This window comes from Flavobacterium sp. FG68, assembly GCF_057808895.1.
In genome coordinates, this window is the sequence record NZ_JBMDIY010000028.1 from 1 (window position 1) to 13,285 (window position 13,285).

Consider the following 13,285-nt stretch of genomic DNA (forward strand, 5'->3'; position numbering starts at 1 on the left):
CTAAAGTTAAGATTTAGTTCTTAACTAGAACTCCATGCTAAGTTAGCACATCCATATCATCTTTAGTATTATCACTATCATTACTTGCATCACTTGAACATGAAAGGAATGTAAAAATTAAAATTAAGAAAAGAAGTAAATTCTTTTTCATTTGGCATGTATTAGATTTATACAAACAAACATATCGCACACCACTTAAAAAAATGAGCTATTCCTGTCATTTTACTATTATAATAAGGTATTTTTTATCTCCAGAACTAGTTGATGCATTCTATTCTATTCAATAATAATCTTTATCATTATAAATATAATTTCTCAAATAAATACCAATACTTGCTCATTGTGTTATTAAACAATAATCCCTTCGATATAAGCTAAAAATCAATTATTAAAAATTTACATTTTTAATAACAAAAATCAACTCCATCAAGACAAACTATTGCTTACTTTTGCATCTTCCATTTTTTTATACTCTATATGAAATTATTATATTCTTATATAATCAAACACAAAATGCTTTTGCTTTTTGCTTTGATTATGGCCTCCATAAACATTTGTTTCAGTTTATCAGACTCTATTATTACCGGTAAATTAATGCAGGATTGCGGTGTTGGATTACACAAATACGAAGGAAATCCAACTGGTTTTATCAAATCACTTTCTTTCTGGCTTGGGCTTTCGCTTGGTGCCGCGATGATTTCCAGAATTACCAAAAACTTCCAGGATTATTTCACGAATGTTGTAATCCAGAGAACCGGCGCACAAATGTATACCGACGGAATTAAAAAATCCCTCGATTTACCTTACGCCGAATTTGAAGATCAGCGAAGCGGTGAAACTTTGAGTAAGTTAACCAAAGTTCGGTCTGATTCTGAAAAATTAATTACACTTTCGATTTCTTTGATTTTTCAAACCGTTATCGGATTCATTTTTGTAATTCTTTATGTTGCCCGAATTGATTTTCGAATCTCACTTATCTTTTTAATTACAGCTCCAATTATTGCTTTGGTAAGTTCTTATTTAGGTAAAAAAATCAAAATTGTTTCTAAAAAAATTGTCAATCAAACGAATGCTTTGGCGGGTTCTACAACAGAGAGTTTACGAAACATCGAATTGGTAAAAAGTCTTGGTTTAACCTATCAGGAAGAGAAACGTTTGAACTTAAACACTTTTAAAATTCTGCAATTAGAATTAGAAAAAATCAGATTTATTCGAAGTTTGAGTTTTATTCAGGGAACAACTGTTCACTTTTTAAGAACTTGCGTTGTTTTCACTTTGTATTATTTCTTATTTGGAGGAAAAATTATTGTGGGTGATTTGCTGACAATGGTATTCTTTACGTTTTTCATTTTTGGTCCGCTTCAGGAACTTGGAAATTTCATTATTGCTTTGAACGAAACTAAAGTTTCGATGGAAAACTTTAAAACACTATTAAGCGCTCCAAAAGAATTCCGTCCAAAAAATCCAAAACATGTTGGAGCAATTCAGTCTTTGTTATTTTCGAATGTAAGTTTTCAGCATAAAACAGCAAAATTCAAAGCGGTTGAAAATATCAATTTTGAAATCAAACAAGGCCAAACTGTTGCATTTGTCGGCCCGTCTGGTTCAGGGAAAACAACTTTGGTTAAGTTATTAGTTGGTTTATATACTCCGGCCGAAGGCCAGGTTCTTTATAATGATATTGATTCTACAGAAATTGATTTACTAGACTTAAGAAAACAATTAGGTTTTGTAACGCAGGATGCCCAATTATTCTCTGGAACAATTCGCGAAAACTTATTATTCGTTAAACCAAATGCAACTGACGAAGAATTATATGATGCCTTAAAAAGAGCCAGCTGTGATAAACTTCTTAAACGTGCCGAAGATGGTTTAAACACTACAATTGGTGAAGGCGGAATCAAAGTTTCGGGTGGAGAAAAACAACGTTTATCTATTGCCAGAGCAATTCTTAGAAATCCAAATTTATTGATTTTTGATGAAGCAACTTCTGCTCTGGATTCTATTACTGAAGAAGAAATTAATGCTACAATTAGAAATATATCTGATAAAAACAGAATCACGGTTTTAATTGCACACCGTTTATCAACTGTAATGCACGCTGATAGAATTTTTGTTTTAGAACAAGGTAAAATCATCGAGCAAGGTAAACATGATGATTTAATTGTTGAAAGAGGTTTGTATTATGCTATGTGGCGTCAGCAAATTGGGGAACGAAAATAGTTGCGCGTAAAGAATCTCGCAAAGTCGCAGAGTCGCAAAGTTTTTTTAAGCTTTGCGACTCTGCTTTTATTTAAAGTTTTTTAAGTGTTTAATTAAAGATTTGAAACTACCCTTTTTATACCAAATTTGATAATTGGTACATTGAAGTTTATAAGTAGACCTAGTTTCATTTTTGTGATTTTAAGATAAGTCAGCACTTGTTTTGCGTGGATATCTGTTAGCTGTTCTATTGATTTTATTTCTAAAATCACTTTATTTTCTACTATTAAATCTGCTCTAAAACCAATATCTAAATTTATTTGATCCCAAATAACAGGCAACGTTTTTTGTCTTTCAACACTCAACCCTCTCTTTGTCAATTCATGATGCAAAATAGCTTCATATACTGACTCCAACAATCCAGGCCCCAATTTTACATGTATTTTATAACAAGCATCAACTACAACAGCCGAAATTTCATTCTCAGTCATTTTAAAATATTAAAGTAAAAACTTACAAATGTAGTTTATTAAACCAAAAAAAATCGCAAGGTTTAAAAAACTTTGCGACTTCGCGTCTTTGCGAGATTAAAAAAAAATTAATAAACTCAATACTTAGCGAGCAAGACTATTCCAAAAAAAATCGCAAAGCTTAAAAAAACTTTGCGACTCTGCGTCTTTGCGAGATTAAAAAAAAACTTACTTTAAAAACTCAACCGCCTTAGCCAAAGCTTCTACAACTCCAGCAGCATTTTTACCTTTTCCAGATGCGAAGAAAGGCTGTCCTCCTCCATTTCCGTCAATATATTTTCCTAATTCTTTGATAACTGCATTAGCATTTAAGCTTTTACTTGCGACCAATTCTTTAGCGATATAACAGTGAATATTTGGTAAACCATCTTCAACAGAAGCTAAAAAAACAAACGAATCCGGTTTTGAACTTCCTAAAGCCGAAGCTAAATCTTTTGTAGAAGCCATACTTAAATCAACTTGTTTAGCAAGGAAATTTACTCCGTTTACCTCTTGGAAATCTTTCTCTAATTCTGATTTTAAAGCGCCTACTTTTTCTTTTAATAATTGCTCAATTTGTTTTTTCAACTTCGCATTATCATCCTGAAGAGAAGCAACAGATTTCAAAATATCCTGTGGATTTTTAAGCGTTTCTTTTATCTCTGCCAATGTATTTTCCTGGTTTAGATAGAAGTTTTTCACCGCATCACCAGTTATCGCTTCAATACGACGAATTCCTGCCGCAACTGCACCTTCAGAAATAATTTTGAAATGCCAGATCTCTGCTGTATTTTTTACGTGAATACCTCCACATAACTCTTTACTTTCACCAAACTCAATCATACGAACATTATCTCCGTATTTTTCACCAAATAAAGCCATTGCGCCTTTATCTAATGCTTCCTGAATTGGAATATTTCTATGTTCAACCAACTGTAATTGCGCTTCAATCTGAGCATTTACAGAAGCTTCAACTTGTTTAATTTCTTCATCAGAAACTTTGCTGAAATGAGAGAAGTCAAAACGCAGGTAATTTGGATTTACCAATGATCCTTTTTGCTCTACATGCGTTCCTAAAATGCTTCTCAAAGCCAAATGCATTAAATGCGTAGCTGAGTGATTTTTTGAAGTTGAAGTTCTTAAATCAGTATTTACTTTTGCTACAAAACCTGCTTCTACATTTTCAGGAAGCTGTTTTGCGAAATGTAAAATCAAGTTATTTTCTTTTTTGGTATCGATAATTTCAATCGTTTCGTTTGCCGAAACTAGTGTTCCTTTGTCACCAACTTGTCCTCCGCCTTCTGGATAAAAAGGTGTATTATCTAAAACGATTTGGTACAAAATACCATCTTTTTTAGAATCAACTTTTCTGATACGAGTAATTTTTACTTCGTTTTCTGTTTTATCATAACCCACAAATGTTTCTACATTTCCGGGAATCAAAACATTCCAGTCTTCTGTTGAAACTTCAGAAGCTGCACGAGAACGTGTTTTTTGTTTTTGTAATTCAACTTCAAATTCTTCTTCATTATAAGAGAATCCTTTTTCTTTTAGAATTAAAGCAGTCAAATCTTTTGGGAAACCGAATGTATCATACAATTCAAAAACCTTAGCACCAGAAACTTCTTTTCCTGTAGTTTCTGCAACTACATTTTCTAACAATTGTAAACCTTGATCTAAAGTTCTTAAAAAAGAAGCTTCTTCTTCACGAATTACATTGGTAACTAATTGCTGCTGTGATTTAATTTCAGGGAAAAATTCTCCCATTTGGTTTGCCAGAACTTCTACCAATTTATTGATAAACGGTTCTTTAGTATTCAAGAATGTAAATCCGTAACGAATTGCACGACGTAAAATTCTACGAATCACATAACCAGCACCAGTATTTGACGGTAATTGTCCATCGGCAATTGCAAAAGCGACCGCACGAACGTGATCTACAATAACACGAATTGCAATATTGGTTTTATTTTGTTCTTCGCTGATGTTTTTTACTTCATCAGATGTATATTTTAAACCTGTAATTTGTTCTACTTTTTCTATAAGCGGTGTAAAAACATCTGTATCATAATTTGATGTTTTTCCTTGCAAAGCCATACACAAACGCTCAAATCCCATTCCGGTATCAACGTGTTGTGCAGGAAGTTTTTCAAGAGATCCGTCAGCTTTACGGTTGAATTCCATGAATACATTATTCCAGATTTCAACTACTTGCGGGTGATCATTATTTACCAAACTTTTTCCTGTAACTAAAGCTTTCTCAGCTTCCGGACGTAAATCAACGTGAATTTCAGAACAAGGTCCGCATGGTCCCTGATCTCCCATTTCCCAGAAATTGTCTTTTTTATTTCCAAGAATAATTCGGTCTTCATCGATTAATGTTTTCCAGATATCCCAAGCTTCCTGATCAAATGGAACATTATCTTCTTTGCTTCCTTCAAAAACAGAAACATAAAGATTTTCTTTTGGAATTTTATAAACTTCTGTCAAAAGCTGCCAAGCCCAGTTGATTGCTTCTTTTTTGAAGTAATCTCCAAAAGACCAGTTTCCTAACATCTCAAACATAGTATGATGATAGGTATCAAAACCTACATCTTCAAGGTCATTATGTTTTCCAGAAACACGAAGACATTTTTGCGTATCGGCTATTCTTGGACTTTTTGGAGTTCCGTTCCCTAAGAAAAATTCTTTAAACTGGGCCATTCCCGAGTTATTGAACATTAAGGTTGGATCGTCTTTAAGAACGATTGGAGCCGATGGAACAATAAGGTGTCCATTGCTTTTAAAAAAGTCTAAAAATTGCTTACGTACGTCTTGTGATTTCATATTTAAATTAGAAAATGTATCTGTTTACAAATGTGTCAATTTGATAATGTGATAATTAGAAATAATCTCAAATTAATAATGCGTTAATTTTAAAATCGAAAATTAAAACTTATGCTTTTCAACAATAAATTCCCTATTTTGCGCATTATATAATTATGTAATTCCCCCAAATTATCAAATTATTTTGTTCTTGTAAAAAAGCTGTCAACAATTGAAACATTTAGCACTATTGTTCGACTAATTGATTTTACAAGCTGCAAAAATAGCGTATTTTAAAATATGGCGAAAGTAAAATATTATTACGACTCAGAAAATCTGGCTTATACAAAAATAAAAACCAGAAAAAGAATCAAAATCGGTTATGCTTTACTGTTTTTAGTGGCTTCGGCATTGTTTGGATTTTTAGTTTTTGTACTTTTAATTAACACTCCGTATTTTGAAACGCCAAAAGATCGTTTACAGGCACGTGAAATTGAAAATTTAAAGCTGCAATATTCCATTTTGAATAAAAAACTGGACGAAATCGACGCTGCCGCAGAGGCTTTAGAAGAACGTGACAATAATATTTACAGAGTATATTTTAATAAAGCCGAAATTCCGGATTCTATTAGAAAAGCAGGTTTTAGAAATCCTGAAAGATATAAAACATTAGAAGGTTATAACAATTCGCAGCTGGTTTTGAATACGACAAAAAGAGTCGATAAACTTTCAAAAGAATTGGCGATTCAGTCGAAATCATTAGATGAAATATTGAAATTAGCCGGTGCAAAAGAAAGTTTATTGTTAGCGATTCCGGCGATTCAGCCCGTGCGAAATGAAAATTTGAAACGTGTTGCATCTGGATTTGGATACAGAATCGATCCTTTCACGAAAGTGCGAAAAATGCACAACGGAATGGATTTTACTGCCAACACGGGAGCGCCTGTTTATGCCACTGGCGACGGCGTTGTGGCAAGGGCTGACAACACAGCTTCGGGCTTTGGGAACCATGTTGTGATCAGGCATGGTTTTGGATATGAGAGTTTGTACGCGCATTTAAGCAAATATAACTGCAGACCCGGACAACATGTCAAACGCGGTGACGTAATTGGTTATGTAGGAAGCACAGGAAGATCTGAAGGGCCGCATTGTCATTATGAAGTACATAAAGATGGTAATGTTGTCAACCCGCTGAACTTCTATTATGGCAATATTTCGGCGGCAGAATACGTGGCAATTTCGAAAATGGCAAACCAGGAAAATCAGTCATTAGATTAATACTACAAAAAGTATTATTTTTGAAATAAATTAGAAACAAAAAAACATGCATATTGAGCTTTCAAAAGATAAAAGATATTACAGCATTGGCGAAGTTGCCAAAGCTTTTAATGTCAATGCATCCTTGATACGATTTTGGGACAGCGAATTTGATATTCTAAAACCAAAAAAGAATGCCAAAGGCAACAGAATGTTTACGCCCGAAGATGTAACCAATCTGCAATTGATTTATCATTTAGTTAAAGAAAGAGGTTTTACACTTGAAGGTGCCAAAACACATTTAAAAGAAGGTCAGAAGAAAACATTAGATAAATTCGAAATAATACGTAAATTAGAGACCATTAAAACACAATTGAACGACATCAAAAACGAATTGTAATTAAAAATAGAAATAAACTTAAATCAAAACAAATATGAAAAAGTGGTTAATCCCTGTAGGAATTATTATCGTATTTATTGCCATTATCGCATTTTGGTCGATTGGAATTAAAAATAGTGCTTTGCAATACAGCCAAGCTGTAAATAAAGAATGGGGTAACGTACAAACGGCTTACCAAAGAAGAAATGACCTTATTGGGAATTTAGTAAATACAGTTAAAGGTGCTGCTGATTTTGAAAAATCAACTTTAACAGCAGTAATTGAGGCTCGTGCAAAAGCGACTTCTGTAACTGTTGATCCAAGTAATGTAACTCCAGAGCAATTAAAAGAATTTAATCAGGCTCAAAGCGGTGTTTCTTCTTCTTTATCAAGATTATTGGTTTCTGTGGAACAATATCCAACATTGAAAGCAAACGAGAATTTCTTGAAATTGCAAGACGAATTAGCAAGTACCGAAAACCAAATTTTAACGGCTAGAACTCGTTTTAACGAAGCGGTACAAGGTTATAATGGTTACATCTTAAAAATTCCAAACAACTGGTTCCTGAGCGAGTACAAAGAAAAACCATACTTCGAGGCTTCTACCGGAGCAGATAAACCAGTTGAAGTAAAATTCTAAGAATTTAATATTTTTAGAAAATAATCTAAAATCACAAATCTAAACTCTAAAATATTTCACATGTCAAAAGTAGAAGATTTTTTAACCAAAGCAGAAGAGCAGGAAATTGTTGAAGCTATTCGCATGGCCGAAAATAATACTTCTGGCGAAATTAGGGTTCATATAGAAAAAACAACTTCTAAAGCTCATTATGACAGAGCTTTAGAAGTTTTTCATGAATTACGAATGCATGAAACCAGACTAAAAAATGGTGTATTACTCTATTTTGCAGTTGAGGATAAAAACTTCGTGATTTGCGGAGACAAAGGAATCGATGATTTGGTTGCTGATGATTTTTGGGATTGTACCAAAGACATTATGACCAATCATTTTAAATCTGGTAACTTTAAACAGGGAATTGTTGATGGTATTTTGAATGCCGGAGAACAGTTAAAAAAGCATTTTCCTTCATTAGCAGACGATACAAACGAATTATCTAACGAAATCTCAAAAGGATAAATAATGAAAAATTCCAATAATAAAATTTTAAATTCCAACAGAATTTTTCAGTTTACTCTTTTGTTTATCACGCTTTTTATCAGCAATAGCATTTTTGCTCAATTTGATATTCCAAAAAAACCGGATTTTCAAACTTCTGTTTACGATTACGCCAATGTTTTAAGTGCTGCTGAAAAAACGCAGTTAGAAGAAAAACTAGTTCGTTATTCTGATTCCACTTCCACTCAAATTGTAGTCATTACTATCGAAAGCTTAAAAGGTGAAGATATTGGAATTCTTACTCCAAAATGGGCTCAGGAATGGGGAATTGGACAAGCAAAAGAAGACAACGGTGTTTTAATTTTATTGGCTAAAGCCGAAAAAAGAATCTGGATTTCGCCTGGTTATGGATTAGAAGATCGTTTAACCGCAGGAATTGGAGGAGAAATTACCCGAAACATTATTATTCCCGAATTTAAAGCCGGAAGTTATTATCGCGGACTTGATAAAGGTGCCGATGCACTTTTTGATGTTTTTAAAGGCAAATACAAAGGCGAACGCAAGCAGTCTAAAGGAAAAGACTTTCCTATACTTCCATTTATCGTTATTGTTGTAATTGTTTTAATTTTACTTTCTCGCGGCAAAAGAGGAGGTGGAAATTCTGGCAGCAGTGGCGGCGGTCCAAGCCTGATGGATGTAATCCTTTTAAGCAGTCTTGGCAGAAGCAGCGGCGGTGGATTTGGAGGTTTTGGCGGTGGTTCATCTGGCGGAGGCGGCGGTTTCGGCGGTGGATTTGGCGGAGGCGGATTCTCCGGAGGAGGTTCTGGCGGAAGCTGGTAGAAAAAGAAAAACAGTTTGCAGTCGCAGTTTTCAGTTTCAAGTTTAAATTCATACATTTACATTTTACAATTAATTATATAGATGTTATCACATAAAGCAAAATACGCCCTTAAGGCCTTACTTTATTTAGCAGAACAAGACGAAAATCACATTTCTAGAACTATAGAAATAGCTGATGGCGCTAACATTCCTAAAAAGTTTTTAGAACAGATTCTTTTAGATCTAAAACGAGGACGTTTTGTGAGCAGTAAGCAGGGAAAATTTGGCGGATATTACCTGATAAAATCAAAAAATGACATCACTTTGGCAGAAATTCACCGATTATTTGACGGTGCAATTGCACTTTTGCCATGCGCTTCTTTAAATTTTTACGAGCCTTGCTCTGATTGTAAAACCGAGTCTGAATGCAGTCTGCGTCACGGTTTAATGCTTATTAGAGATAAAACTTTAAAGGCTATGGAAGGTATCACTATAGCTTCATTGGTAAATAAATAAAAAAATATTTTCTAATTCCTAGCAAATCTATAGAATTAATATTTATATTTGCACAAAATAATTAACTAACCATTTACAAAATTTTTAACATGAAAGTACATTTTAGTCCATCGGGTGTATCAAAATTTTTGCAAAATAAACAAACAGGGCTTTCTGCTCCTGTAAATAGAAATTCATCTATTATATGTATGTGCTGTTGATTTAAAAAAATTTTATTTTAAATTCTACTAATCATATATACTTACTATAAAATATGAAAAATTCCACTAAAAATATACTTACAATTTTATTCTTTTTAACCTTCTCTATTTCATTTGCACAAAACATTGAAGGTGTTGTTACAACAAGCGAAAATATCCCTTTAGAAGCCGTAAACGTGGTAATTAAAGGAACTACAACAAGTGCCGTTACAGATAACAGCGGTAAATTTACAATCGATTCAAAAGGAAGATTGCCATTAACACTTTTAATTCAGTATGTAGGTTATACAACATCTGAAATTGAAGTTACTTCAATCCCTGTAAATCCAATTCAGGTTTTGCTTAAAGAAGAAAACGAACTTATTGAAGTTGTGGTTTCTTCAAGAAGAAGAATTGAAAAAGTTCAGGATGTGCCAATTGCCATTTCTGTTATTACAGGAAAACAAGCAGAACAAACGGGAGCTTTTAACGTAAACCGTATTAAAGAATTAGTTCCTTCAGTTCAGCTTTATTCTTCAAATCCAAGAAATACAGGTATTAATATTAGAAGTTTAGGTTCTCCATTTGGTTTAACAAATGACGGTATCGATCCGGGAGTTGGATTTTATGTTGACGGTGTTTACTACGCTCGTCCGGCAGCTACAACTCTTGACTTTATCGACGTAGAACAAATCGAGGTTTTACGCGGACCACAAGGTTCTTTATTCGGAAAAAATACAACTTCCGGAGCATTCAATATTACAACTCGCAAACCAAGTTTTACTTCAGGCGCTGACTTTGAAGTGAGCTACGGAAATTATTCTTTCCTGCAGGCAAAAGCTTCTGTTACGGGTGCTTTAGGAAGCAAAGTTGCAGGTAGATTATCTTTCTCAGGTACATCACGTGATGGTTTAGTTGATAATGTTGCAACCGGAAGATCTACCAATACATTAAACAATCAAGGTATTAGAGGTCAGTTACTTTGGACTCCAACTGTAAATACTAACGTTATATTTGCTGCTGATATTACAACGCAGCGTCCTGATGGATATGCACAAGTTGTGGCTGGTGTTGCTCCAACTCAAAGAGCTGCTTACCGTCAATTTGATGCTATCATTAAAGATTTAAATTATCAGCTTCCAAGTCAAAATGCTTTTGATCGTAGAATTGATCAGGATACACCTTGGCGTTCTAATCAGGATATGGGAGGTTTATCTTTAAATGTTGATACAAAAATTGGAGGCGGAACTCTTACTTCTACTACTGCATGGCGTTTTTGGAACTGGGATCCATCAAATGACAGGGATTTTACAGGATTACAAGTATTGGCTAAATCTCAAAACCCAACAAGACAAACTCAAATTACGCAAGAGGTTCGTTACGCAGGACAGTTAACATCTAAAATTAGCGGTGTTGCCGGAGTATTCTTTATCGATCAAACATCTCAAACTGATGGAACAGAAGAATCTGGAAATGCACAATGGAGATTCTCTCAAAGTACAACAAGTGCATTATGGAAAACTCCGGGTCTTTTTGAAGGATACGGAATTAAAACTGATGCAAGAATCAGAGCTTCGAGTGCTGCAGTATTTGGACAAATTGACTGGGCAATTACAGATTGGTTACACGTTTTACCAGGTTTAAGATATAACTTTGATAAAAAAGACGCGCACTACGCTCGTACAACATACGGAGGTTTACAAACTACTGATCCGGCATTGTTAGCCTTGAAAAAATTAGTTTATTCTGATCAGGCTTTTGATTCAAGTACTGATAACACTGACTTTTCTGGAAACATTACGGTTACTTTTAAAGCAAATGACAGAATCAATGCTTACGGAACTTTTGCAAAAAGCTACAAACCGGTTGGTGTAAATGTTGCGGGACTTCCAACAGATTCTAAAGGTGCTCCTTTATTAGATCTTGCGGTTATTAGACCTGAAAAAGTATATCATTATGAAGTTGGGGTAAAAACTTCTCCTTTCAAAAATTCAATCTTCAATATTGCTGCGTTTAAAACAGACATTAAAGATTTTCAAACTAACGTCCAGGCTGCTGAATTGGGTGTAAACCGTGGTTATCTTGCTAATGCAGATAAAGTACGTGTACAAGGTGTTGAATTAGATGCAAGTTTTGTAGTAAGTTCTCATTTAACTATAAATGGTGCCGCAACTTATACAGATGCGATTTATGAAAAATTTACTAATGCGCCGCTTCCGTTAGAAGAAACCGGAGCTCCGGTATCTTTCAAAGATGTTTCAGGAACTAATCTTCCGGGTGCTTCAAGATGGGCAGGATCTTTAGGCGGTGAACTTTCTGATAGTGCAAGATTCTTTGGAAACGCAGGAAAAGTTTTCCTTGCTATTGATTCTTACGCTCGTTCTGAATTTTCTTCAAGCCCTTCGGCTTCAAAATATTTAGTTGTACAAGGTTATGCGATTTTTAATGCTCGTTTAGGTTTCCGTGCATCTCAAGGTTTATCTGTTCATTTTTGGGGACGTAACCTTTTAAATAAAGATTATTATGAGCAGTTATTGCCTGCAGGAGGTAACGCAGGACAATATGCTGGTGTATTAGGTGACCAAAGAACTTACGGAATCACATTGAAATACAACTTATAAGAATAAATAAAAATTAAAACTAAAAACTAATTAACGGGATACGGTAAAACGTATCTCGTTTTTTTTTTGCAAAATGTTTCTTCAAAGCATAAATTACCTTAAACTGTTATTTTAAAAACTTACAAAGGCTTCCTTTTTAGTCTCAAACAATGAATTTAGTATTTCATAGCAATGATTTTTCTTCTAGCCAAAAGATAATCAGCAATATAAAGAGAATACTAAATGCCGAATTACTATAATTTCACAGTTTCAGCGAGTCAAATGTCATATAGTCCTTATTGGTATGTAAAATCAAATATCATTTTAAAATGCATATCGGGAATTTTAGTTTTGGCTTCCGGATTTATTTTATCACACTTAAGTGATTTCAAAATCGGATTTATTATCTCTATTTTTATAAGTGCTGTTTTAATATTTAATGGCATTTACAAATTCATGATTAAAAATAAAAAGACATTTATTTTTGATAAAACCGAAAACGCTTTGTACAAAATTACGCTGCGGGGTAAAAAGAAAGTGATTTCACTTAACAATGTAATAGATATTGTTACAAAGTCCGGAGCAATGAGTTATCATTATGTTCTTACTTCTAAGGACAGTAATAAAATTAAAAAGATCAAATTAACAGCCCGCATCAAAAACGAAAATAAATCCAATCCCGAAGTACGTTTTTTAGAAATGGAAATCATACCGCAGCTGGAATCGTTTTTAAACTTAAATAGTAAAGTCATCGTTTTCGACTCCAAATATTGTTCTACAATTTAGATTTTATTGTAATTCTAAAATTAACAGACAATTACAAACATTCATAAATATCCTTTTTTAATATTTTTTGAACTTTTAAAAGCCCTATGAAAAGCTCCTAAAGAAGAAATTTACAC

The 13,285-nt window shown here is 33.8% G+C and carries 11 protein-coding genes; 9 read left to right on the top strand and 2 right to left on the bottom strand.

Annotated features, from left to right (window positions below):
- Positions 1-477: 477 nt before the first annotated feature.
- Positions 478-2,223, top strand: coding sequence for an ABC transporter ATP-binding protein (locus ACODSB_RS17005; RefSeq protein WP_053470533.1), 1,746 nt, complete (start codon positions 478-480; stop codon positions 2,221-2,223).
- Between the two features lie 92 nt (positions 2,224-2,315).
- On the opposite strand, the gene ACODSB_RS17010 is transcribed toward ACODSB_RS17005, so the two are convergent.
- Entirely contained in the window at positions 2,316-2,693 is a 378-nt protein-coding gene (locus tag ACODSB_RS17010; RefSeq protein ID WP_180858571.1) for a GxxExxY protein, read from the bottom strand.
- Between the two features lie 207 nt (positions 2,694-2,900).
- The gene (gene alaS / locus ACODSB_RS17015; RefSeq protein WP_488937921.1) at positions 2,901-5,537 is read right to left on the bottom strand and encodes an alanine--tRNA ligase; all 2,637 of its coding nucleotides are present in this window, start codon (positions 5,535-5,537) and stop codon (positions 2,901-2,903) included.
- Positions 5,538-5,816: 279 nt separating this feature from the next.
- Between alaS and ACODSB_RS17020 the strand changes: the two genes are divergently transcribed.
- The 8 genes from ACODSB_RS17020 (at position 5,817) to ACODSB_RS17055 (ending at position 13,169) form a co-directional block, all read left to right on the top strand.
- Positions 5,817-6,794, top strand: a complete 978-nt coding sequence (locus ACODSB_RS17020) for a peptidoglycan DD-metalloendopeptidase family protein (protein ID WP_256637110.1) — start codon at positions 5,817-5,819, stop codon at positions 6,792-6,794.
- A 46-nt stretch (positions 6,795-6,840) separates the two neighbouring features.
- Complete coding sequence (locus ACODSB_RS17025; protein ID WP_053470537.1) at positions 6,841-7,173, top strand: MerR family transcriptional regulator; 333 nt, start codon at positions 6,841-6,843, stop codon at positions 7,171-7,173.
- Between the two features lie 34 nt (positions 7,174-7,207).
- The gene (locus tag ACODSB_RS17030) at positions 7,208-7,792 is read left to right on the top strand and encodes a LemA family protein (protein ID WP_256637108.1); all 585 of its coding nucleotides are present in this window, start codon (positions 7,208-7,210) and stop codon (positions 7,790-7,792) included.
- Positions 7,793-7,852: 60 nt separating this feature from the next.
- On the top strand, positions 7,853-8,290 hold the full coding sequence (locus ACODSB_RS17035) for a TPM domain-containing protein (protein WP_053470539.1): 438 nt from the start codon (positions 7,853-7,855) through the stop codon (positions 8,288-8,290).
- A 3-nt stretch (positions 8,291-8,293) separates the two neighbouring features.
- Positions 8,294-9,109, top strand: coding sequence for a TPM domain-containing protein (locus tag ACODSB_RS17040; RefSeq protein ID WP_488937922.1), 816 nt, complete (start codon positions 8,294-8,296; stop codon positions 9,107-9,109).
- An 81-nt stretch (positions 9,110-9,190) separates the two neighbouring features.
- Positions 9,191-9,604, top strand: a complete 414-nt coding sequence (locus tag ACODSB_RS17045) for an RrF2 family transcriptional regulator (RefSeq protein ID WP_053470541.1) — start codon at positions 9,191-9,193, stop codon at positions 9,602-9,604.
- A 253-nt stretch (positions 9,605-9,857) separates the two neighbouring features.
- The gene (locus ACODSB_RS17050) at positions 9,858-12,404 is read left to right on the top strand and encodes a TonB-dependent receptor (RefSeq protein ID WP_488937923.1); all 2,547 of its coding nucleotides are present in this window, start codon (positions 9,858-9,860) and stop codon (positions 12,402-12,404) included.
- Positions 12,405-12,626: 222 nt separating this feature from the next.
- The gene (locus ACODSB_RS17055; RefSeq protein WP_488937924.1) at positions 12,627-13,169 is read left to right on the top strand and encodes a hypothetical protein; all 543 of its coding nucleotides are present in this window, start codon (positions 12,627-12,629) and stop codon (positions 13,167-13,169) included.
- The last annotated feature ends 116 nt before the right edge of the window (positions 13,170-13,285 follow it).